General features: G+C 66.5%; 21 protein-coding genes. 16 read left to right on the plus strand and 5 right to left on the minus strand.

From position 1 onward, the window contains the following. Positions 1-41 precede the first annotated feature (41 nt). The 3 genes from WS51_RS18620 to WS51_RS18630 all read left to right on the plus strand — a co-directional run bounded on the left by WS51_RS18620 (position 42) and on the right by WS51_RS18630 (position 4,525). Positions 42-1,310: a YeaH/YhbH family protein gene (locus tag WS51_RS18620; RefSeq protein ID WP_059449649.1), complete on the plus strand. Its 1,269-nt coding sequence runs from the start codon at positions 42-44 to the stop codon at positions 1,308-1,310. Next, positions 1,307-2,986: a SpoVR family protein gene (locus WS51_RS18625; RefSeq protein ID WP_069229616.1), complete on the plus strand. Its 1,680-nt coding sequence runs from the start codon at positions 1,307-1,309 to the stop codon at positions 2,984-2,986. The genes WS51_RS18620 and WS51_RS18625 overlap by 4 nt, the downstream gene beginning before the upstream one ends. 234 nt (positions 2,987-3,220) lie before the next feature. Beyond that, complete coding sequence (locus WS51_RS18630) at positions 3,221-4,525, plus strand: MFS family transporter (RefSeq protein WP_059449651.1); 1,305 nt, start codon at positions 3,221-3,223, stop codon at positions 4,523-4,525. Between the two features lie 89 nt (positions 4,526-4,614). On the opposite strand, the gene WS51_RS32155 is transcribed toward WS51_RS18630, so the two are convergent. After that, positions 4,615-4,995, minus strand: coding sequence for a hypothetical protein (locus tag WS51_RS32155; protein WP_155623706.1), 381 nt, complete (start codon positions 4,993-4,995; stop codon positions 4,615-4,617). Between WS51_RS32155 and WS51_RS18635 the strand changes: the two genes are divergently transcribed. From WS51_RS18635 to WS51_RS18645, 3 genes are all read left to right on the plus strand, one after another. Continuing rightward, a complete protein-coding gene (locus WS51_RS18635) occupies positions 4,984-5,799 on the plus strand; it encodes an ABC transporter substrate-binding protein (protein WP_059502177.1) in 816 nt (271 codons plus the stop codon). The two genes, WS51_RS32155 and WS51_RS18635, sit on opposite strands and share 12 nt — an antisense overlap. 106 nt (positions 5,800-5,905) lie before the next feature. Beyond that, positions 5,906-6,628, plus strand: a complete 723-nt coding sequence (locus WS51_RS18640; RefSeq protein ID WP_060298854.1) for an amino acid ABC transporter permease — start codon at positions 5,906-5,908, stop codon at positions 6,626-6,628. A gap of 2 nt (positions 6,629-6,630) precedes the next feature. Further along, positions 6,631-7,353 carry an amino acid ABC transporter permease gene (locus WS51_RS18645; RefSeq protein ID WP_059502179.1) on the plus strand — a complete coding sequence of 241 codons (723 nt, stop codon included), beginning with the start codon at positions 6,631-6,633 and terminating at the stop codon, positions 7,351-7,353. 91 nt (positions 7,354-7,444) lie between these two features. Here the strand turns inward: WS51_RS18645 and WS51_RS18650 are convergent, their stop codons facing one another. Next, entirely contained in the window at positions 7,445-8,710 is a 1,266-nt protein-coding gene (locus tag WS51_RS18650) for a M23 family metallopeptidase (RefSeq protein WP_167358008.1), read from the minus strand. Between the two features lie 341 nt (positions 8,711-9,051). Continuing rightward, positions 9,052-9,699: a TetR family transcriptional regulator gene (locus WS51_RS18655; protein WP_059544608.1), complete on the minus strand. Its 648-nt coding sequence runs from the start codon at positions 9,697-9,699 to the stop codon at positions 9,052-9,054. A gap of 150 nt (positions 9,700-9,849) precedes the next feature. Between WS51_RS18655 and WS51_RS18660 the strand changes: the two genes are divergently transcribed. The 8 genes from WS51_RS18660 (at position 9,850) to WS51_RS18690 (ending at position 21,360) form a co-directional block, all read left to right on the plus strand. Continuing rightward, positions 9,850-11,037: a MexX/AxyX family multidrug efflux RND transporter periplasmic adaptor subunit gene (locus tag WS51_RS18660; protein WP_059771075.1), complete on the plus strand. Its 1,188-nt coding sequence runs from the start codon at positions 9,850-9,852 to the stop codon at positions 11,035-11,037. A gap of 19 nt (positions 11,038-11,056) precedes the next feature. After that, positions 11,057-14,194 carry a multidrug efflux RND transporter permease subunit gene (locus tag WS51_RS18665; RefSeq protein ID WP_069229618.1) on the plus strand — a complete coding sequence of 1,046 codons (3,138 nt, stop codon included), beginning with the start codon at positions 11,057-11,059 and terminating at the stop codon, positions 14,192-14,194. After that, positions 14,191-15,663 (plus strand): efflux transporter outer membrane subunit, encoded by a 1,473-nt coding sequence (locus WS51_RS18670; protein ID WP_069229619.1) that lies wholly within the window; start codon positions 14,191-14,193, stop codon positions 15,661-15,663. The genes WS51_RS18665 and WS51_RS18670 overlap by 4 nt, the downstream gene beginning before the upstream one ends. Before the next feature lie 48 nt (positions 15,664-15,711). Beyond that, positions 15,712-16,239: a hypothetical protein gene (locus WS51_RS32160; RefSeq protein WP_155773605.1), complete on the plus strand. Its 528-nt coding sequence runs from the start codon at positions 15,712-15,714 to the stop codon at positions 16,237-16,239. 246 nt (positions 16,240-16,485) lie between these two features. Continuing rightward, positions 16,486-16,998: a fimbrial protein gene (locus WS51_RS18675; protein ID WP_069229620.1), complete on the plus strand. Its 513-nt coding sequence runs from the start codon at positions 16,486-16,488 to the stop codon at positions 16,996-16,998. Positions 16,999-17,088: 90 nt separating this feature from the next. After that, complete coding sequence (locus WS51_RS18680; RefSeq protein WP_462138291.1) at positions 17,089-19,575, plus strand: fimbria/pilus outer membrane usher protein; 2,487 nt, start codon at positions 17,089-17,091, stop codon at positions 19,573-19,575. A 16-nt stretch (positions 19,576-19,591) separates the two neighbouring features. Beyond that, complete coding sequence (locus tag WS51_RS18685; RefSeq protein ID WP_059771069.1) at positions 19,592-20,338, plus strand: fimbrial biogenesis chaperone; 747 nt, start codon at positions 19,592-19,594, stop codon at positions 20,336-20,338. Next, positions 20,335-21,360: a fimbrial protein gene (locus WS51_RS18690; protein ID WP_059501974.1), complete on the plus strand. Its 1,026-nt coding sequence runs from the start codon at positions 20,335-20,337 to the stop codon at positions 21,358-21,360. The genes WS51_RS18685 and WS51_RS18690 overlap by 4 nt, the downstream gene beginning before the upstream one ends. An 86-nt stretch (positions 21,361-21,446) precedes the next feature. On the opposite strand, the gene WS51_RS32575 is transcribed toward WS51_RS18690, so the two are convergent. Then, entirely contained in the window at positions 21,447-21,584 is a 138-nt protein-coding gene (locus tag WS51_RS32575) for an HHHH-motif protein (protein ID WP_167357994.1), read from the minus strand. Positions 21,585-21,627: 43 nt separating this feature from the next. After that, complete coding sequence (locus WS51_RS18695) at positions 21,628-21,867, minus strand: hypothetical protein (protein ID WP_069229621.1); 240 nt, start codon at positions 21,865-21,867, stop codon at positions 21,628-21,630. Between the two features lie 384 nt (positions 21,868-22,251). Between WS51_RS18695 and WS51_RS18700 the strand changes: the two genes are divergently transcribed. Further along, positions 22,252-22,920 carry an RNA polymerase factor sigma-70 gene (locus tag WS51_RS18700; protein ID WP_059501977.1) on the plus strand — a complete coding sequence of 223 codons (669 nt, stop codon included), beginning with the start codon at positions 22,252-22,254 and terminating at the stop codon, positions 22,918-22,920. 98 nt (positions 22,921-23,018) lie between these two features. Then, the gene (locus WS51_RS18705; RefSeq protein WP_059449665.1) at positions 23,019-23,261 is read left to right on the plus strand and encodes an MbtH family protein; all 243 of its coding nucleotides are present in this window, start codon (positions 23,019-23,021) and stop codon (positions 23,259-23,261) included. Positions 23,262-23,305: the final 44 nt, after the last annotated feature.

The following is a 23,305-nucleotide window of genomic DNA, read 5'->3' on the forward strand; positions in this document are numbered from 1 at the left end:
CGAGTGCCCCGGCAGATCGACTTTCGAGCGGGAGACCGGGAGTGCTTCATCAAATCATCGACCGCAGGCTGGCCGGCAAGAACAAGAGCATCGCCAACCGCGAACGCTTTCTGCGTCGCGTCAAGAACTACATTCGTCGTGCCGTGTCCGACGCGGTGCGCGACCGTAGCATCAAGGATATCCAGAGCACGCAAAGCATCACGATTCCGCGCAAGGACATCGCCGAGCCGAATTTCCGGCACGCGCCTGGCGGGCGCCGTGAATACGTGCACCCGGGCAACGAAGACTACGTGCGCGGCGACAAGATCCCGCGCCCGCAGGGCGGCTCGGGCGGCGGCGGCAGTCAGGCGAGCAACGAGGGCGAAGGGCAGGACGACTTCGTGTTCGAGCTGTCGCGCGACGAATTCATGCAGTATTTCTTCGACGATCTCGAGCTGCCGCGCCTCGTGAAGACGCACCTGCTGACGGTGCCGAGCTGGAAGAACGTGCGCGCGGGCTGGTCGGCGGAAGGCACGCCGAACAACATCGACGTCGTGCGCTCGCTGCGCAGCGCGCTCGGCCGGCGCATCGCGCTCGGCTCGCCGCTCGTCAACGAGTTGCGCGAACTCGAAGCGCAGCTCGAGGCGTTGAAGAGCGATCCGGAAGACCGCCGCGCGGAAATCGCGACGCTCGAGGCCGAGATCCATCACCTGAAAGGGCGCATCTGGCGAATCCCGTTCATCGATCCGTTCGACCTGCGCTACATCAACCGCGTGAAGCAGCCGCAGCCGTCGAGCCAGGCCGTGATGTTCTGCCTGATGGACGTGTCCGGCTCGATGGACGAGCAGCGCAAGGATCTCGCGAAGCGCTTCTTCATCCTCCTGTACCTGTTCCTGAAGCGCAACTACGAGCGCATCGAGGTCGTGTTCATCCGCCACCACACGCGCGCGGAGGAGGTCGACGAGGACACCTTCTTCCATTCGACCGAAAGCGGCGGCACCGTCGTGTCGAGCGCGCTCGAACTGATGCGCAAGGTGATGAACGAGCGCTACTCGCCGACGGAATGGAACATCTACGGTGCGCAGGCATCCGACGGCGACAACTGGACCGACGATTCGCCGAAGTGTCGCAAAATCCTGGAAGAGGATATCCTCACCAAGACGCGTTACTTCGCGTATATCCAGGTCGCGCCCGAAGAGCAGAACCTGTGGCTGGAATACGCGCAGCTCGCGCTGTCGCAACCACATCTGGCGATGAAGAAAGTCGAATCGGCTGCCGACATTTACCCGGTGTTTCGCGAATTGTTCGAAAAGCAGGTGGAAATGTCATGACGACCCGCCATCTGCACAACGAGTCGCGCGGCTACGCGCCGCGCCCATCCGGCGACACCGCCGCCGGCCCTGCCGCATCGCAGCAAAGCGGCCGGGCCGAGCCGGCGTCGCCGGCCGCCGACTTGCCCGCTGCCGGGCAGAAGGAAGCGCGTATGAACGTTGCCGAACGCAAGCCGCTGCCGTGCCCGTCCGACTGGACGTTCGAACTGCTCGAGGAATACGACACGCACATCTCGCAGGTCGCGGAGCAATACGAGCTCGACATCTATCCGATCCAGCTCGAACTGATCAGCGCCGAGCAGATGATGGACGCGTACGCGTCGGTCGGGATGCCGGTCAACTACCGCCACTGGTCGTTCGGCAAGCACTTCCTCGCGACCGAGAAGAGTTATCGCCGCGGCCAGATGGGCCTCGCGTACGAAATCGTCATCAACTCGAATCCGTGCATCGCGTATCTGATGGAAGAAAACACGATGACGATGCAGGCGCTCGTCATCGCGCACGCGGCGTACGGGCACAACTCGTTCTTCAAGGGCAACTACCTGTTCCGGCTGTGGACCGACGCGCACGCGATCATCGACTATCTCGTGTACGCGAAGAACTACGTCGCCGAATGCGAGGAGCGCTACGGTCTCGATCGCGTCGAGGAACTGCTCGATTCATGCCATGCGCTGATGAACTACGGCGTCGACCGCTACAAGCGGCCGCAGAAGCCGTCGTTGTCGAAGGAGGCCGCGCTGCGGCGCGAGCGCGAGGCGTATCTGCAGTCGCAGGTCAATGAGCTGTGGCGCACGCTGCCGGGCAAGAAGCCCGAGCTGATGGAGGAGCAGGAGGAACGCTATCCGCCGGAGCCGCAGGAAAACCTGCTGTATTTCGCGGAGAAGAACGCGCCGCTGCTCGAGCCGTGGGAGCGCGAGGTGATCCGCATCGTGCGCAAGATCGGCCAGTACTTCTATCCGCAGCGGCAGACGCAGGTCATGAACGAAGGCTGGGCGACGTTCTGGCACTACACGCTGCTCAATACGCTGTACAACCAGGGCAAGCTGGAAGACGGCTTCATGATGGAGTTCCTGCATTCGCACAGCAACGTGGTCTACCAGCCGCCCGTCACGAAGCCGTACTACAGCGGGATCAATCCGTACGCGCTCGGCTTCTCGATGATGAGCGACATTCGGCGCATCTGCGAGGCGCCGACGGAGGAAGACTACAAGTGGTTCCCGGAGATCGCGGGCACCCCGTGGCTGCCGGCGATGCACTACGCGATGCGCAACTTCAAGGACGAGAGCTTCATCGCGCAATATCTGTCGCCGAATCTGATTCGCGAGATGCGGCTGTTCTCCGTGCTCGACGACGACATGCGCGACTCGCTCGAGGTATCGGCGATCCACGACGAGTCCGGCTACCAGTACGTGCGGCAGGCGCTGTCGCGGCAGTACGACATCCATCACCGCGAGCCGAACATCCAGGTGTGGGCGGTGAACACGCGCGGCGACCGCAGCCTCACGCTGCGCCACTTCATGACCGACAACCGCCATCTGTCGAACGACAGCGAGGAGGTGCTCAAGCACATGGCGCGGCTCTGGCAGTTCGACGTGTTCCTGGAAAGCGTCGACGAGGCCGGTACCGTGCGCAAGCGCTACGAGTGCCGCTACGTGCCGCCGGAGGTGCGGGTCTGAGCGTCGTGCCGGAAATAGTTTGCATCTGACGCCAGCCTCGCGGCTGGCGTTTTCATATGGCGAACGCGCGGCCGGAGAAAATTTTTCTACATCCGGACGAACCCGGAAAGCCTGTTACTTTACATTTCGCTAAAATCCCGTAGCGCCGTGCGCCGGAACCGGTGCCACGTGCGACCGCACGCGGCGGCCCCCAGCCGTCTCGCCCAGAAAGCACTAAAAGGAACAGACCAACCCATGGACGTCCAGACCGACCAAGCTGCGCTGTCCGCGCATGACACCCGGCGGCGCGTGTTCGCCATCGTCGGCGCCTCGTCGGGCAACCTTGTCGAGTGGTTCGACTTCTACATCTACTCGTTCTGCGCGCTGTACTTCGCACCGGCGTTCTTCCCGAGCGGCAACACGACGACGCAGCTGCTGAACACGGCCGGCGTGTTCGCGGCCGGCTTCCTGATGCGTCCGATCGGCGGCTGGCTGTTCGGCCGCATCGCCGACCGTCATGGCCGCCGCACGGCGATGATGATCTCGGTGCTGATGATGTGCGGCGGCTCGCTCGTGATCGCGGTGCTGCCGACCTATGCGCAGATCGGCGCGCTCGCGCCGGCGCTGCTGCTGGTCGCGCGTCTGTTCCAGGGCCTGTCGGTCGGCGGCGAATACGGGACGAGCGCCACCTACATGAGCGAGGTCGCGCTCAAGGGCCGGCGCGGCTTCTTCGCGTCGTTCCAGTACGTGACGCTGATCGGCGGCCAGCTGTGCGCGCTGCTGGTGCTCGTGATCCTGCAGCAGGCGCTGTCGAACGACGAGCTGAAGGCCTGGGGCTGGCGCATTCCGTTCGTCTGTGGCGCGGCGGCCGCGCTGATCTCGCTGTATCTGCGCAAATCGCTCGACGAGACCTCGACGAGCGCATCGCGCGACAAGAAGGATGCGGGCACGATCCGCGGCGTGTGGCAGCACAAGGGCGCGTTCTTCACGGTGGTCGGCTTCACGGCCGGCGGCTCGCTGATCTTCTACACGTTCACCACGTACATGCAGAAGTACCTGGTCAACACGGCCGGCATGCACGCGAAGACGGCCAGCAACGTGATGACCGTCGCGCTGCTCGTCTACATGCTGATCCAGCCGGTGTTCGGCGCGCTGTCCGACAAGATCGGCCGGCGCACGTCGATGATCCTGTTCGGCACGTTCGCGGTGATCGGCACGGTGCCGCTGATGCACGCGCTGAAGACCGTGACGAGCCCGACGGCCGCGTTCGCGCTGGTCACGATCGCGCTCGCGATCGTCAGCTTCTATACGTCGATCAGCGGCCTCATCAAGGCCGAGATGTTCCCGCCCGAAGTGCGCGCGATGGGCGTCGGCCTGTCGTATGCGGTCGCGAACGCGATCTTCGGCGGCTCGGCCGAGTACGTCGCGCTGTGGTTCAAGTCGATCGGCAGCGAGGAAACCTTCTACTGGTACGTGACGGCGCTGTGCGCGATCTCGTTGATCGTGTCCTGGCGGATGCGCGATCCGAGCAAGGAAGGGTATCTGCGTCACGAACCGTGATCGACCGGGGCAGCCTCGCGAGGCTGCCTGCATCGACCGGCAACGGGCAACGGGACGGCGCTCCGCCACACAGGCGGCGCGCCGTTTTTTCATGCGCGCCGTGTGCGCACGAGCGCAGGCAAGCTCATCGCGGGACGCGCGATATCGATATCGGAATCGCTTCGTTGTCGGCCGCCGGTGAAGCTCTTATTCTGAGCGCGTAGTTCGTGTGACACCTCCTTGACTGGGATTCGCGCCCGCTGCGTGCAGCGGGCGTCTTTTTTTCCACGCACGCCATCGCGCCCGCCGCCTGCGAGCGTCATCACGAATCCGGCAGAGCAAAGCAGCATTTGTTGGTTCGGAATCGCGGCACGCGCTGATACGTTAGCGGCTTCGCGACGATACACGGCGTCGCGATGTTCCTCGAACCGGCCGCCGCGCGATCCGCGGCGGCCTTGATAACAAATCAGGTCGTGCTCATGAAAATCCACACTCTCGCCACGTGGCTCGTCGGGGCCGCGCTCGTCACGTCCGGCACGCTCGCGCACGCGGACCGCCTCGACGACATCCGCAAGGCCGGCGTGCTGCGCGTCGCGACTTTCGACAGCAATCCGCCGTTCGGTTACGTCGACGCCAAAAGCAATCGCATCGTCGGCCTCGACGTCGACTATGCGAAGGCGCTGGCCGACAAGCTCGGCGTGAAGCTGCAGCTGCAGCCGACCAATCCCGCGAACCGCATTCCGTTCCTGACGTCCGGCAAGGTCGACCTGGTGCTCGCGAACTTCACGATCACCGACGAGCGCGCGAAGCAGGTCGACTTCAGCATCCCGTATTTCTCGTCGGGCCAGCAGTTTCTCGCGAAGAAGGGCGTGCTCAAATCGGCCGACCAGTTGAACGGCTTGCGCGTCGGCGCCGACAAGGGCACGACCAACGAGATCACGCTGCGCGAGAAATTCCCGAAGGCGACGATCGTCGCGTACGACGACACGCCGTTCGCGTTCGCCGCACTGCGCGCCGGCAACGTGCAGGCGATCACGCAGGACGGGCCGAAACTGATCGGCCTGCTCGCGAACGTGCCCGACAAGCAGAACTACGAGATCCCGGCGTTTACGATCTCGAACGACTACATGGGCGTCGGCGTGCCGAAGGGCGAGACGCGCCTGCTCGGCTTCGTCAACGACACGCTGAAGGGCCTCGAGGCGAATGGCCGCGCGGGGCAGATCTACGACGCGTGGTTCGGGCCGACGACGAAGACGCCGCTCACGCGCATCTTCCGCATCGGCGACAAGACCTGAGCCGCGGGCCACGTGTGCCGCGTTCCGCCGCCGGCCGCGCCGGTGCGCACGGAGCGCGGCGCTTTCCGTTTCTTTTCGATCGCGCGCTTTGCGCACGCACCACCGCATGCTCGGCCTGGCTCCCAAATATCTGTCCTGGCTCTGGCAGGGCTTCCTGCTGACGCTCGGCCTCGCGGCCGCAGCGGCGCTCGCCGCGACCGCGGGCGGGCTGCTGCTCGCCGTCATGCGACATGCACGCGGCACGGTGCCGCGCATGCTGGCTTCCGGTTACGTCGTTGCGTTGCGCAACACGCCGCTGCTCGTGCAATTGTTGTTCTGGTATTTCGGCGTCGCGTCGTTGCTGCCCGATACGTGGGTCGCATGGCTGAACGCGCGCCATCAACTGAGCGCGGGCATCGTCACGCTCGCGTGGCCGTCGTTCGAGTTCGTCGCGGGCTGGTTCGGGTTGAGCGCGTATACGGCCGCGTTCGTCGCCGAGGAATGCGAAGCCGGACTGCGCGGCGTGCGCCGCGCGCAGCATGAGGCGGCCGCGGCGCTCGGCCTCACGCCGATGCAGTCGCTGCGCTACGTCGTGCTGCCGCAGGCCGTGCGCATCGCGCTGCCGCCGTTGTTCGGCCAATACATGAATCTCGTGAAGAACTCGTCGCTCGCGATGGCGATCGGCGTCGCCGAGCTGTCGTATGCGTCGCGGCAGGTCGAGACGGAGACGTTCAGGACCTTCGCCGCGTTCGGTGTCGCGACCGTGCTGTACATCGTCGCGGTCGCGGCGATCGAGGCCGCCGCATACGCGGCCGCGCAATGGCGCGACCGGCTCGGGGCGGGGCGCTGACGATGGACATCTCGCTGCTGCTCGACAACCTGCCGTACCTGCTCGTCGGCGCGTTCCCGGACGGCCCGCTCGGCGGCGCCGCGCTGTCGCTCGTGCTCGCGATCGCATCGGCGCTCGCGTCCGCCGTGCTGGGCGTCGCGCTTGGCGTCGCGATGGCGCTCGCGCGCGGCCCGCTGCGCGTGCTGCTGCTCGCGTTCATCGGCTTCTTCCGCGCGATTCCGGTGCTGATGCTGATCTTCTGGACGTATTTCCTGATGCCGATGCTGCTGCACGTGGACGTGCCGGGGCTCGCGACGGTCGTGTGCGCGCTGGCGCTGATCGGCGGCGCGTATCTCGCGCATGCGGTGCACGCGGGCATCGTCGCGGCCGGCGACGGGCAGTGGCAGGCAGGGCTTTCGCTCGGGCTCACGCGGTGGCAGACGGTGCGCTACGTGCTGCTGCCGCAGGCGATCCGGATCATGACGCCGTCGTTCGTCAACCAGTGGGTCGCGCTCGTGAAGGACACGTCGCTCGCGTATGTCGTCGGCGTGCCGGAGCTGTCGTTCGTCGCGACGCAGGTGAACAACCGGCTGATGGTGTATCCGGCGCCGATCTTCCTGTTCGTCGCGGCGATCTATCTCGTGCTGTGCACGTCGCTCGACGGCGCGGCGCGCTGGCTGTTGTCGCGTCGCCCGCGTGCGGAGCGCGTGGCGCAGGCGGCCGAGCGCACGGAGCCGGCGCGGTGACGGCGGGCCGCGTGCGATGCATGCGGCGCGTTGCCGGTGATGGAGAGTGTGCGCCCGCGCCAGCGGCGGCGGGCGCCTCGGTGCGTCGGCGTCAGGACGCGCTGTAGTGCGTGTCGAAGACCGCGCGCAGCGTCGACGGACCGGTCGCGAAGTCGCCCCACAACGGGCCGTCGGTTTGCGCGAATGCGAACGGCGCCGTGCTGATCGACGCGAGGCGGAAGCGCCATTGCGCCGCTTCCTGGCGGAACGCGGTGAGCTGCATGTCGGACAGCCCCGTCTGCGCGCTTGCGAGCGTGACGAGCGGATCGACCGGATCGTTCGCGACGCGTACCTCGAAGTGCAGGTGCGGGCCGGTGGCGGCGCCGGTCATCCCGACCGAGCCGAGGCGCTGGCCCTGCTTCACGGTTTCGCCGGTCTTGAGCCCGTGCGCGAAGGCGGACAAATGCGCGTAGTAGGTCGAATAGCCGTCCGCATGATCGACGATCACATAGCGGCCATAGCCGCCCGGATCGGTGCCGACGAACGACACGACGCCGTCGGCCGCCGCATTGACGGGCGTGCCGGACGGCGCGGCGAGGTCGACGCCGGTGTGGAACGCCATCGCCTGCGACAGCGGGTGGATGCGCTCGCCGAAGAACGAGCTGATGCGTGTCCACTTGACGGGCATCGTGAATGCGGCCGCTTCGAGCGGTGCGCCGTCGAGCGTGTAGTACGCACCGTGGTCGGCGCCGGGCGCGCGGAACCAGATCGCGCCGAACGTGCGGCCGGCGACGCGCAGCTCGAGCGCGGTGATGTGCGGCGTGCCGTTGTTGGTGTCGTAAGCGAGGCGATAGTAGTCGCCGCGCTGTGCGCTGGCGCGCATCGCGACCTTGCCGCTGACGAGATCGCCGAGCTGGATGCGCACCTCGGGCGGCACGTCGAGACGGTTCAGCGTGTCGGAGAGCGTGAGTTCGATGTCGCCCGCGCGCATCCCGTGCTGCTGTTCGGGCGGCGCGAACTGGAACAGGCTCGTATAGCCGAGCATGTCCTTGCGATGGGCGCTGAGCGGCGCGAACAGGCCCGGCTGCACGCTGCGCTCGCCATGTTCGTCGAGTGCGTTGCGCTCGCCGATCGTGCGCGCGAGCTCGCTCGTCACGAAATGCTGCGCGGTGGGAAACGGCGTGTCGGACAGCACGCGCTGCGGCAGCGCGGCCGTGCCGGAATCGACGGCGCCCGGCAGTTGCGAGACGGCCGGCAGCGCGGCGGCGAGACCGAAGGCGGCGAGGGCGCCGAGCACGGCGGCCGGCACGAGCGCGCGCACGAGGCGCTGCGCGCGGCCGGGCGCGAAAGCATCAGGGGTTGCGGCAGGCTTGACCAAGGGTGTCCACATCCAGAAAAGCGGTTCAAAGAGGTGTGGGCGGGAGCCATCGGCGGCATGTCCGTCGGGTGACGACGGGGCGGACGACGGGCGTGCAACAAAACAGGCCCCGCCAGGGGCCTGTGTCGTTTCCGTTCGACCCAACTTGCGGGCAGGCCCGCTTCGAACGGCGGCGTGAGCTTTCCGGGTCGCACCCGGATTATCACGAAGACGCTAAAGAAAGATGACAGCGTCAGTCTACCGATGTTCCGCGAAACGTTAAAAATTTTAAAGAGGGTCGGCTCACTCGTTTCGCAGTGCGGTAAATCGGGTTAAATCAGCATTTATTGCGCCGCTTTTCGTCAGACAGGCAATTTTTGCGCACGCATGCGCAGCGCGGCGGACGTGCGCACTGCGTCGAAGCCGGCGTCGAGCATCGCTTCCGCGTCGTTCCACAGATTGCCGCGCAACCGGTTGGTCCAGATCATCGACGCGAACACGCCTTCGAGCAGCGACACGAGATAGACGGCCGCGAGATGCACGTCGAGATCGGCGGCGAGTTCGCCGGCCGCGATCGCACGGCGCAGCAGCGCCTTGGTGATACGCAGCATCTGCAGCTCGAGCAGCATGCGGCGCCGCTGCAGCGCGCCGTTCTCCTCGCTCTGTTCGCACTTCGTATAGAGGATCACGAGCACGCGCTGCATCGCGCCCGGCTCGCCGCATTGCCGCAGGTAGTGCGACGCCGCGCGGCGCAGCGTGGCGAACGCGGGCAGGCCGTCGACCGCGTCGAAACCTTCGGACGTGCGCGCGAACGCGCGGTCGCACATCGCGAGACACACTTCCATCTTGTTGCGGTAGTGGCCGTACACGGCGCCCCGCGACATGCCGGCGGCCTCGGCGAGGTCCGCCATCGCGGTTTGCGCGACGCCTTTTTCGAGCAGGACGAGCTCGGCGGCATCGAGGATCCGGTGCTTGATGGCAAGAGATTCTTCCCGGGTCTTGCGGGCCATGTCGTGAATTTCCTTACAGTTCGCTGTCGTTTTATTGAGACAGTGTGGCGGCCGGATTGAAACGGCCTGTATTTAATCAGTCGTGACTGATTATAATCGGCCACCCTGAGCCGCCGCATTGTATCGGCGGCGAACGATCCGAGGTCATACATGAACAACAAACGCTCCCTGGGGCGCCGCCTTCGGCTGGCGCCGTTCGCGCTCGCGGCCATGCTGCTCGTGGGCGGATGCGGAAAGGGTGAACAGGGCAACGCGCCCGAGGCCGTTCAACGCGCGACCGTCGTGACGGTACGTCCGACGGCCGTGCCGATGACCGTCGAATTGCCCGGCCGGCTCGATGCGTATCGGCAAGCGGAAGTGCGTGCGCGGGTCGCGGGCATCGTTACGGCGCGCACCTACGAAGAAGGCCAGGAAGTGAAGCAGGGCGCGGTGCTGTTCCGCATCGACCCGGCACCGCTGAAGGCCGCACGCGACGCCGCGCAGGGTGCGCTCGCGAAGGCGCAGGCCGCCGCGCTCGCGGCGAGCGACAAGCGTCGCCGTTACGACGACCTGGTGCGCGATCGCGCGGTCAGCGAGCGCGATCACACGGAGGCCGTTGCCGACGACGCGCAGGCGAAGGCCGCCGTCGCTTCGGCGAAGGCCGAACTCGCCCGCGCGCAGTTGCAGCTCGACTACGCGACCGTCACCGCGCCGATTTCCGGCCGTGCACGACGTGCGCTCGTCACCGAGGGCGCGCTCGTCGGCCAGGACCAGGCCACGCCGCTCACGACCGTCGAGCAGCTCGATCCGATCTACGTGAATTTCTCGCAGCCGGCGGCCGACGTCGATGCATTGCGCCGCGCGGTGAAGAGCGGCCGCGCGACGGGCATCGCGCAGCACGACGTCGCGGTGACGCTGCTGCGTGCCGACGGGACCGCGTATCCGCTCAAGGGCAAGCTGCTGTTCAGCGATCTCGCGGTCGACCCGACCACCGATACCGTCGCGATGCGCGCGCTGTTCCCGAATCCGGAGCGCGAACTGCTGCCGGGCGCGTACGTGCGGATCGCGCTCGACGCGGCCGTCGATCAGCGCGCGATCCTCGTGCCGCGCGATGCGTTGCTGCGCACCGCCGAGCGCACGTCGGTGCGCGTGGTCGACGCGAACGGCAAGGTGAAGGACGTCGAGGTCGTCGCCGACCGGATGAGCGGACGCGACTGGCGCATCACGCGCGGCCTCGCCGGCGGCGAGCGCGTGATCGTCGAGAACGCCGCGCAGTTCGCGCCCGATAGCGCCGTCAAGCCCGTCGAGCAGTCGACGCCGACGAAGGCCGCGTCGCAGGCGGCCGCCCGTCAAACCTGACCGGTTCACATAGACCAACATGGCACGTTTCTTCATCGATCGCCCCGTCTTCGCGTGGGTGATCGCACTCTTCATCATGCTCGGCGGCGCGTTCGCGATACGCGCGCTGCCCGTCGCGCAGTATCCGGACATCGCGCCGCCCGTCGTCAGCATTTATGCGACGTACCCGGGCGCATCCGCGCAGGTCGTCGAGGAATCGGTGACCGCGCTGATCGAGCGCGAGATGAACGGCGCCCCGGGGCTGCTGTATACGTCCGCGACGAGCAGCGCCGGCGCGGCGTCGCTGTACCTGACGTTCAAGCAGGGCGTCAACGCCGATCTCGCGGCCGTCGAAGTGCAGAACCGGCTGAAGACGGTCGAGGCGCGGCTGCCCGAGCCGGTGCGGCGTGACGGCATCCAGGTCGAGAAGGCCGCCGACAACATCCAGCTCGTCGTGTCGCTGACGTCGGACGACGGCCGGATGACCGACGTGCAGCTCGGCGAATACGCATCGGCGAACGTCGTACAGGCGCTGCGCCGCGTCGACGGCGTCGGCCGCGTGCAGTTCTGGGGCGCCGAATACGCGATGCGAATCTGGCCCGACCCGGTGAAGATGGCCGGGCACGGCCTCACCGCGTCGGACATCTCGTCGGCCGTGCGCGCGCACAACGCGCGCGTGACGGTCGGCGACATCGGGCGCAGCGCGGTGCCGGACACCGCGCCGATCGCCGCGACGGTGTTCGCCGACGCGCCGCTGAAGACGCCGGCCGACTTCGGCGCGATCGCGCTGCGCACGCTGCCGGACGGCTCCGCGCTGACGCTGCGCGATGTCGCGCGCATCGAATTCGGCGGCAACGACTACAACTATCCGTCGTACGTGAACGGCAAGGTCGCGACCGGGATGGGCATCAAGCTCGCGCCGGGCTCGAACGCGGTGGCCACCGAGAAGCGCGTGCGCGCGACGATGGACGCACTGTCCGCATACTTCCCGCCCGGCGTGAAATACCAGATCCCGTACGAGACGTCGTCGTTCGTGCGCGTGTCGATGAACAAGGTCGTCACGACGCTGATCGAGGCCGGCGTGCTGGTATTCCTCGTGATGTTCCTGTTCATGCAGAACCTGCGCGCGACGCTGATCCCGACGCTCGTCGTGCCGGTCGCGCTCGCGGGCACCTTCGGCGTGATGTATGCGGCCGGCTTCTCGATCAACGTGCTGACGATGTTCGGCATGGTGCTCGCGATCGGCATTCTGGTCGACGATGCGATCGTCGTCGTCGAGAACGTCGAGCGGCTGATGGTCGAGGAGGGGCTCGGGCCGTACGACGCGACCGTGAAGGCGATGAAGCAGATCAGCGGCGCGATCGTCGGCATCACGGTCGTGCTCACGTCGGTGTTCGTGCCGATGGCGTTCTTCGGCGGCGCGGTGGGCAACATCTACCGGCAGTTCGCGCTCGCGCTCGCGGTGTCGATCGGCTTCTCCGCGTTTCTCGCGCTGTCGCTTACGCCCGCGCTGTGCGCGACGCTGCTCAAGCCGGTGGCGGGCGACCATCACGGGAAGCGCGGCTTCTTCGGCTGGTTCAACCGCTTCGTCGCACGCGCGACGCAGCGTTACGCGACGCGCGTCGGCGCGATGCTGAAGAAGCCGGTGCGCTGGCTCGTCGTGTACGGCGCGCTGAGCGCGGCGGCCGCGCTGATGCTCACGCAACTGCCGACCGCGTTCCTGCCCGACGAGGACCAGGGCAACTTCATGGTGATGGTGATCCGGCCGCAGGGCACGCCGCTCGCGGAAACGATGCAGAGCGTGCGCGAGGTCGAGTCGTACATTCGTCATGACGAGCCGGCCGCGTACACGTTCGCGCTCGGCGGCTTCAACCTGTACGGCGAAGGGCCGAACGGCGGGATGATCTTCGTCACGCTGAAGAACTGGAAGGAACGCAAGGCCGCGCGCGATCACGTGCAGGCGATCGTCGCGCGCATCAACGAGCGCTTCGCGGGTGCCGCGAATACCACGGTGTTCGCGATGAACTCGCCGGCGCTGCCCGATCTCGGCTCGACGAGCGGCTTCGACTTCCGGTTGCAGAACCGCAGCGGGCTCGACTACGCGGCGTTCAGCGCCGCGCGCGAGCAACTGCTCGCGGCGGGCGGCAAGGACCCGGCGCTCACCGACCTGATGTTCGCCGGCACGCAGGACGCGCCGCAACTGAAGCTCGATATCGATCGCGCGAAGGCGTCGGCGCTCGGGGTGTCGATGGACGAGATCAACACGACGCTCGCGGTGATGTTCGGCTCCGACTACATCGGCGACTTCATGCACGGCACGCAGGTGCGCCGCGTGATCGTGCAGGCCGACGGGCTGCACCGGCTCGATCCGGACGACGTGAAGAAGCTGCGCGTGCGCAACGCGCGCGGCGAGATGGTGCCGCTCGCGGCGTTCGCGACGTTGCACTGGACGCTCGGGCCGCCGCAGCTCACGCGCTACAACGGCTACCCGTCGTTCACGATCAACGGCTCGGCCGCGCCGGGGCACAGCAGCGGCGAGGCGATGGCCGCGATCGAGCGGCTCGCCGCGAAGCTGCCGGCCGGCATCGGTCATGCATGGTCGGGGCAGTCGTTCGAGGAGCGGCTGTCGGGCTCGCAGGCGCCGATGCTGTTCGCGCTGTCGGTGCTCGTCGTGTTCCTCGCGCTGGCGGCGCTGTACGAGAGCTGGTCGATCCCGTTCGCGGTGATGCTGGTCGTGCCGCTCGGCGTGATCGGCGCGGTGCTCGGCGTCACGCTGCGCGCGATGCCGAACGACATCTATTTCAAGGTGGGACTGATCGCGACGATCGGGTTGTCCGCGAAGAACGCGATCCTGATCGTCGAAGTCGCGAAGGATCTGGTCGCGCAGCGCATGTCGCTCGTCGACGCCGCGCTCGAGGCCGCGCGCCTGCGGCTGAGGCCGATCGTGATGACGTCGCTCGCGTTCGGCGTCGGCGTGCTGCCGCTCGCATTCGCATCGGGCGCCGCGTCCGGCGCGCAGATGGCGATCGGCACCGGCGTGCTCGGCGGCGTGATCACGGCGACGGTGCTCGCGGTGTTCCTCGTCCCGCTGTTTTTCGTGATCGTCGGCCGCCTGTTCGACGTCGGCCCGCGCCGGCGCGGCGGCGTCCAGCCGGCCACGATGGAGGGTTCTCAATGACGTTTCATCTGAAAGCGTGCGCACCGCCGCAGGCCCGGCTCGCGCTGGCTGCCGCGCTCGCGTTCGTGCTTGCCGGATGCTCGCTCGCACCGCGCTACGAGCGGCCGGCGGCGCCGGTGCCGGCCAGTTACACATCGGTCGATGGCGATACGCGGCAGGCCGTCGAGGCGGCTGCGTCCGCGTCCGCCGATGCCGCGCTGCTCGACGACTGGCGCGCGTATTTCACCGATCCGGGGCTGCAGGCGTGGATCGACGCCGCGCTCGCGAACAACCGCGACCTGCGGATCGCGGCCGGCCGGCTCGACGAAGCGCGCGCGCTGTACGGCGTGCAGCGCGCGGACCTGATGCCGTCGGTCGACGCGAATCTCGGCTACGAGCGTACGCGCCAGTACGACCCGGTCGTGCGCGAGAGCGCCGTGAGCGGGTTGTATCGTGCGGGCGTGGGCATCAGTGCATACGAGCTCGACCTGTTCGGCCGCGTGCGCAACCTGTCCGATGCAGCGCTCGCCGAGTATTTCGCAACGGCCGACGCGCAGCGCACGGTGCTCATCGGCGTGATCGCCGAAGTCGCGGGCGCGTACGTTTCCGAGCGGTCGTTGCGCGAGCAACTGGCGCTGGCGCAGCGCACGCTCGATGCGCGCGAGCGCATCGCCGCGCTCACGCAGCGCCGCTACGCGGCCGGCACGAGCGACGCGATCGAGTTGCGCTCGGCCGAGATGCTGGTTGCGTCCGCGCGTGCGTCGCAGGCCGCGCTGCAGCGCGAACACGCGCAGTCGGTGCGCGCGCTGCAATTGCTCGCCGGCGACTTTGCACGCACCGTGCCGGCCGACGGCACCGCGTTCGACACGCTCGCGATCGCGCCGGTGGCGCCCGGCGCGCCGAGCGAGCTGCTCGAACGGCGGCCCGACATCCGGCAGGCCGAGTCGCGGCTCAAGGCCGCGAACGCGCAGATCGGCGCCGCGCGCGCGGCGTTCTTTCCGCGCATCGCGCTGACGACCGACTACGGTTCGGTCAGCGATGCGTTCTCGAGCCTGTTCGCGGGCGGCACGAGCGTGTGGACGTTCGCGCCGCGCATCACGCTGCCGATTTTCGCGGGCGGCCGCAATCGCGCGAATCTCGACGTCGCGAACGCACGCAAGCACATCGCGGTCGCCGAGTACGAGAAGGCGGTGCAGACCGCATTCCGCGAAGTGGCCGATGCGTTCGCGGCGCGCGACTGGATCGATCGCCAGCTCGCCGCGCAGCAGGACGTCCATGCGGCGGACGGCGCGCGGCTGAAGCTCGCCGAACGCCGCTATGCGGGCGGTGTCGCGACGTATCTCGAACTGCTCGATGCGCAGCGCAGCACGTACGAGTCGGGGCAGGAGCTGATCCGGCTCAAGGAACGCAGGCTCGCGAACGCGATTGCGCTGTATCGCGCATTGGGCGGCGGGTGGGCGCCTGCATCGGCCGAGGCGTCGGCCGTGTGATGCGCTGGCCGTGCCGCGTGGCGATGGCGCACGGCGAGGCGCCGTCGCTTGCGGTCGGCATCGCTACCGTCGCGCATCGACCGCGATTGGCGACGCGTCCGTTCGCGCGTCGTCGTCCGAGTTCTTCCCCTGGCTGTCGAGCTTGAAGGGCACCCTTCGCTCGGCACGCATCCCGGCTCCCGCTCGGGCGGGACTTCCTTCTTTTCGATTCCATCCAGTGCGCCGAAACGCCGCGTATGCATCGTCGCGAACGTGCGCCGGATGAAGTCGCGGCACGCGGAATTTAATCCGCGATTGACGGTTCGATTAATTCTGGTATCGCGAATAATGCGGGCGACAAAATGTCGCGGCGAAACGTTTGTGATGATTGCGCAATCGTTTGCGCGGGAAATTTCAGCTGAAGAAAATCGCTCGTTAATTTCCTGTCAGTTGAAAATCGGTGATCGTTTCCGTTGCGATCGGACAACGATGGCGGTATTGGACAGAATTTTGTCTTTTCCGGGTGGTTATATCGGAAAGCCTTGTGCAGCAAGGAAAGGCGGCGTCGTGGAAATTCAGAAAGGGAAACTTCTTTAGTTTTCAAGCGGTTCCGGAGAATTAAAAAGGACTTCGTATAAAAATTTCCGTATTGAGAATTGCAGCGAAAGAGTGCGCCTGAAAGTGCGTAAAAATAAGATTGTCATTGGTGATTTAACAATGCTTTACAGAATTCTTTCACTCGTATCTCGATAATGCCGCCTCGTGACGGACGGGAGCCAACCACATGCTGCCTTTTGTATCCGCCACGTCGTCCATTCCCTTTGCAATTCACACGGAAACGTCATGAAAAAATTCCTCCTGACCGCTGTCGCACTCGCAGCCCTGTCCACCTCGGCTTTCGCAGACGGCACCGGCACGATCAACTTCACGGGCGAGATCGTCGCAGGCGCATGCGGCATCGATTCGGGCTCGGTCAACCAGACCGTGAACCTCGGCAAGGTGCCGACCCACACGTTCAAGCAGGCCGGCGACAAGTCCACGCCGACCAACTTCGACATCAAGCTGACCGACTGCGACACGAGCATCGCGCAGAACGCGTACTTCACGTTCACGGGCACGTCGAGCGCCGGCCAGCCGAAGCTGCTCGCCACGATCGGCTCGGCCACCAACGTCGGCATCCGCCTGCAGTCAGCGTCGGGTGAATACCTCGACAACGGCGCGGAGCAAAAGGCGCCGACCGTGCTGCAGAACGGCACGAACATCGCACGCTTCGCGGCCATGTACGAAGCGACGGCAGCCGGCGTGACGCCGGGTACCGCCGACGGCGTCGCGAACTTCACGGTTCGCTACCAGTAAGCGTCCGTACCGGAGAAGGGGTGTGCGCACCCTTTCTCCATCCTCGCTTCATTTCCCGTTTCTTCTTCCCTGGACTTCCGGTAGCACCGCGTGCGAATCAGACATTCCTTCCTTTGCGTCTCCGTGCTGGTGGTCGGCAGCCAGAGCCATGCGACGGAATTCAATTCGTCGTTTCTCGACATCGACGGCACGAACAACGTCGACCTGTCGCAGTTCTCTCAGGCCGACTTCACGCTGCCCGGCGAATACATGCTCGACGTGCAGGTCAACGACCTGTTCTACGGACTGCAGGCGATCCGGTTCATCGCGCTCGACGGGTCCGGCACCGGCAAGCCGTGCCTGCCGCCGGAACTCGTCGCCCAGTTCGGGTTGAAGCCGTCGCTCGCGAAGGATCTGCCGCGCTTCGAGGGCGGACGGTGCGTCGATCTCGGTGCGATCGAAGGGGCGACCGTGCGTTACCTGAAGAGCGACGGACGGCTCAAGATCACGATTCCGCAGGCCGCGCTCGAGTTCACCGATTCGACCTACCTGCCGCCGGCGCGCTGGTCGGAAGGCATTCCGGGCGCGATGCTCGACTATCGCGTGATCGCGAATACGAACCGCAGCTTCGGCTCGGGCGGCGCACAGACGAATTCGATCCAGGCCTACGGCACGATCGGCGCGAACTGGGATGCATGGCGCTTTCGCGGCGACTACCAGGCGCAGTCGAACGTGGGCAACACGGCGTACGCGGACCGGACGTTCCGCTTCAGCCGGCTCTATGCATTTCGCGCGCTGCCGTCGATCCAGTCGACGGTGACGTTCGGCGACGACTACCTGAGCTCGGACATCTTCGACACGTTCGCGCTGACCGGTGCGTCGATCCGCAGCGACGACCGCATGCTGCCGCCTTCGCTGCGCGGCTATGCGCCGCTGATCTCGGGCGTCGCGCGCACCAATGCGACGGTGACCGTGTCGCAGGCGGGCCGCGTGCTGTACGTGACGCGCGTGTCGCCGGGCGCGTTCGCGCTGCAGAACATCAACACGAGCGTGCAGGGCACGCTCGACGTCGCGGTCGAGGAGGAGGACGGCAGCGTGCAGCGCTTCCAGGTGACGACGGCCGCCGTGCCGTTCCTCGCGCGCGCCGGACAACTGCGCTACAAAGCCGCCGTCGGCAAGCCGCGGCAGTTCGGCGGCGCGGGCATCACGCCGTTCTTCGGCTTCGGCGAAGCCGCCTATGGCCTGCCGCTCGACATCACGGTGTACGGCGGCTTCATCGCGGCTTCGGGCTATACGTCGATCGCGCTCGGCGTCGGCCGCGATTTCGGCACGTTCGGCGCGGTGTCGGCCGACGTCACGCACGCACGGGCGCGGCTGTGGTGGAACGGCGCGACGCGCAACGGCAACTCGTACCGCATCAACTATTCGAAGCACTTCGACGGGCTCGATGCGGACGTGCGCTTCTTCGGCTATCGCTTCTCTGAGCGCGATTACACCAACTTCGCGCAGTTCTCCGGCGACCCGACCGCGTACGGTCTCGCCAACAGCAAGCAGCGCTACTCGGCGACGTTGTCGAAGCGTTTCGGCGACACGTCGACCTATTTCTCGTACGACCAGACGACCTACTGGGCGCGCTCTTCCGAGCAGCGCGTGGGCCTCACGCTGACGCGCGCGTTCTCGGTCGGCGCGCTGCGCAACCTGAACGTCAGCGTGTCGGCCTTCCGCACGCAAAGCGCGGGCGCGAGCGGCAATCAGCTTTCGGTGACCGCGACGCTGCCGATCGGCGGCCGCCACACCGTCACGTCGAACCTGACGACGGGCAGCGGCAGCACGAGCGTGAACGCGGGATACATCTACGACGATCCGGACGGCCGCACCTACCAGGTCAATGCAGGCGCGACCGACGGCCGCGCGGCGGCGAACGCGAGCTTCCGCCAGCGCACGTCGACGTATCAGCTGACCGCGCAGGCGTCGACGCTCGCCAACGCGTATGCGGCCGCGTCGCTCGAGGTGGACGGCTCGTTCGTCGCGACGCGCTATGGCGTGTCCGCGCACGCGAACGGCAACGCCGGCGATACGCGCCTGCTGGTATCGACCGACGGCGTGCCCGACGTGCCGCTGTCCGGCACGCTCACGCATACCGACTCGCGCGGCTATGCGGTGCTCGACGGGATCTCGCCGTACAACGTGTACGACGCGACCGTCAACGTCGAGAAGCTGCCGCTCGAAGTGCAGGTGACGAACCCGATCCAGCGCATGGTGCTCACCGACGGTGCGATCGGTTTCGCGAAGTTTTCCGCCGCGCGCGGCAGCAACCTGTACCTGACGCTGACCGACACGGCCGGCAAGCCGCTGCCGTTCGGCGCGTCGGTGCAGGACGCGGCCAACGGCAAGGAGCTCGGTATCGTCGGCGAGGGCGGGGCGGCGTTCCTGACCCAGGTTCAGCCGAAATCCGCGCTCGCGGTTCGCGCGGGCGAACGCACGCTGTGCACGGTGGACGCACTGCCCAATCAGCTTCAACTCGAAGGCACGCCGATTCCGGTGACGTGCCAGACGCCCGGCGAGTCGCACGCAGCGGCCGCGCGGGCCGAACGATGATTTCACGGATCCAGCGATGACTACTGCTTTCTCTCATTCCTTCCCGCGACGCGCATCGTGCGCGCTGGCCGCGGCCGGCGTGCTGCTCGCCGGTGCCGCGCATGCGGCGATCGTGCCCGACCGCACGCGCGTGATCTTCAACGAAGGCGAACAGGCCGCGATCGTCACCATCACGAACAAGAGCACGACGTATCCGTATCTCGTGCAGTCGTGGCTGGAGGACACGAAGGGCAACAGGGTGACGACGCCGCTGATGGTCGTGCCGCCGCTGCAGCGCGTGGAGGCGAACGAGCGCAACGTGCTGCGGATCGCGAAGCTGCCGGGCACGGCGCTGCCGGCCGATCGCGAATCGGTGTTCTACCTGAACATCCGCGAAGTGCCGCCGAAATCCGATACGCCGAACACGTTGCAGATCGCGCTGCATACGCAGATGAAGCTGTTTTACCGGCCGAAGGCCGTGCAGCCGGCGCGCGACGAGGACTGGACGCTGCCGATGACGCTGCGCGTCGACGCGGCGGCGCACAAGCTCGTGTTCGACAATCCGACGCCGTATCACGTGACGGTGGTCGAGGTGACGGCAGGCGCGCAGAAGACGCCGGTACCGATCGAGCCGGTGATGGTGAGCCCGATGAGCACGGCCGACGTGCCGTTCAAGGCCGCGACGCCGTCGACGCTGTTCGTCACGCACATCGACGATTACGGCGGCCAGGTGGCGGTCGAGTACGCATGCGAAGCCGGTGCGTGCAAGAGCGTGAAGAAATGAGCGGCGTGCGACGCAATGCCATCGCGGCGCGGCTGCCTGCGTGGCTCCGGTGGAGCATGTTCGCGCTGTTCGTCGCATTGGCGCAGCCGGCGTGGGCGCTCAAATGCATCGCGGACAACGGCGGCATGTCGTTGACCGAAGCAATCGGCAACGTCGCGTCGTATCCGACCGACGCACCGGACGGCTACGTGATCTGGGTGTCGCCGCCGCGCACGACGACCGGCTATTGCTACAAGGATATCGGCGGGCTGCAGAATTTCCCCGAGCAGATCTATTTCTACGCGAACCCGGAACGGCAGAATCCGGCCGCGTGGGGTCTTGAAATCGGCATCCGCTTCGAGGGCACCGACTACTACGGGCGCAGCAGCCAGCCGGGCAATGGCATCGGCACGCATCGCTACGTGCAGATCTGCGAGATGAGCGACCGCCAGGTCAATGCCGGGATGTGTCCGAAATGGCCGATCAGCATTACGTATCAAGTCGTCGTTCGCAAGAAGGGCACGTGGGTGCGGCCACCGTCGGATATCTACGCGGTGTTCCAGTTCGACGGCGAGCGCGGCCTGAACAGCAAGGGAAGTTTCCGCTACAAGCTGAGCGGCCTGCAGAACCTGAAGCCGACGCCGTGCATGGTCGACGTGAAGGTAACGCCGGAGCCGGGCATCGTGAAATTCGGCCAGGTTCAGGCGACGGGGAACGGCTTCTCGCCGGCGGTGCCGCGCAAGTCGTTCAGTCTCGCGCTGACCAAGCAGTGCAGCGTGCCGGTACGCGTGGACGGTTACTTCGAGACGTCGCAGACCGTGCAGAACGGGCTGCTCGTGCCGGACGCGAAGAGCAATTTCGGGATCGGCATCGAGGACAGAAATGGCACGGCCATCCCGTTCAACCAGCAGTTCGTGCTTGCGCAGATGCCCGGTAACGTGAACTACCAGAGCGTGATGCTCGACGCGGTGCTGAAGGCGTTCGGGCCGCCGAAGACCGGCCCGTTCAACGGCACGGCGACGATCCGGTTGTTCATCTACTGACGCGGTCGGCCGCGCATTCGCCGCACGCATCCGATGAAACGAGCGCCGGCATGCCGGCGCTTGTTTTCAGACGCGCGGCGCGCGGCTCAACGCACCCAGCGGCACACCTTGTGGTGATGATGCTCGAAGTGGCACACGCGATGCGGATGCGCTTCGGCAATGGCCGGCACGAGCACGGCGGCGGCAACGGCGGCGGCGATCAGCGTTTTCAGTAGCGTCTTCATATCGAGGTCCTGTCGTTCGATTGCGGTTCACGGGAAGGAGCGTTTACCACTGCGGTCGCCGGTCGTCCGGGCGATTGTCGCGCCGGTCGTCCCGGCGGTCGTCATAACCGCCGGAATGCCGGGCTTCCCAGTCGCGGCGCTCCCAGTAGCGGTGTCCGTCCCAGTAGCGATCGCCATGCCAGCCGACCGTGATTTCAGCCGGGCCGGGGTAGGCCACGCAGCCCGTCAGCATCGCGCTCGACAGCGCGCCCACCATGACGGCGGATAACACGATGGATTTCATGTTGTTCTCCCTTGGAAACGGCAGGGGCCATCGTACGAGCCCCCAAAATTTCATGCGGTAAGAAGTTGCTACCGCAAATAACGGCCGCTCGCGTGTCGGCATGCTGGCGAAGGGCGGCGTCGGCGTGATGCATGCCGCGCACGCTCGGCGGATTCGCCCGTCGATCGATACAACGGCGCGCCAGCCGTGCCGTTTCGCACGCTTGCGTCACATCCGCACAGCGCCCGGCTCGACACCGATCCGCCGTCACCGTGCCATTCGTCGCCGATCCGACCCATTGATCAGACAAATCCTGACGATCCGAAGGGTCATCTCGTAATCTGATTGAGAATGATTTGCGTTTACGTTAAATTGCGCTATCTCGAAATCTGACGGAGCAGATCGATGGCTATGGCGGAAGTGCTCGAACGGCCGGCGGCGGCAACGGCAAACCCGTTCCTCGGCAAGGTTCCGGATCGGCGGTCGCGCCCCGCGCCGCGTGTGCGCCGTACCGCGGAGGCGCATGCGCAGGGCGCGCTGCTCGACGTGCTGGTTTCCCACCGCGCGATGCTCGTCAACGTCGCGCGCGGCTTCGTCGGCTGTGCGAGCCGGGCCGAGGACGTCGTGCACGACGTGTTCGTGAAACTGGTCGAATTCCCGAACCAGGACGCGGTGCGCCAGCCGATCGCGTACGTGACGCGGATGGTGCGCAATGCATCGATCGACGCGTGCCGCCGGCAAAGCCTCGAGAACGTTTATCACACGGAAGAGGACGACGGCCTCGACGTGCCGTCGCCGGAGCCCACGCCGGAGGCCGCGCTGATGACACGCGACACGTTGCGCCGCGTGTGGGCCGCGCTCGACGACCTGCCGGCGCGCAGCCGCGCGGCGTTCGAGATGGTGCGGCTGCGCGAGGAGACGCTGCAGACGGCGGCGCGCGCGTTGAACGTGTCGCAAACCCTCGTGCATTTCATGGTGCGCGACGCGCAGCGGCACTGCGCGGAATGTCTCGACGCTTGCCATCGCGGTGACGCATGCCCGGCGTTCCTCGGCGGCCGCGCGCGGCGGCGGTAAAAAATCGCGCCGGCCAATCGTCTTCAACACAGAAGCGGCCGATTCGACACTTCGCCGCTTCGCTTCCTTCAACCGTCTCCCGATTTTCCGATTCGATCATGACGCAAGCCACGACGCCTTCCGCCGACATCGACGACCTCGTCTACACGGTCGTCATCAACGACGAAGAACAGTATTCGATCTGGCCGACGTTCCGGCCCGTGCCGGCCGGCTGGCGCGAAGTCGGCGTGCGCGGCCCGAAGGCCGACTGCCTTGCGCACATCGAGACCGTCTGGACCGACATGCGCCCCGCGAGCCTGCGCCGCGCGATGGATGGCGACCGCGCGACGCGCGCGTCGTGACCCGCTGCGCCGCGTGCGCGGCGCGCGCCACCTGAAGAGGACGT

The organism is Burkholderia territorii (assembly GCF_001718335.1).
Classification (GTDB): Bacteria; Pseudomonadota; Gammaproteobacteria; order Burkholderiales; family Burkholderiaceae; genus Burkholderia; species Burkholderia territorii.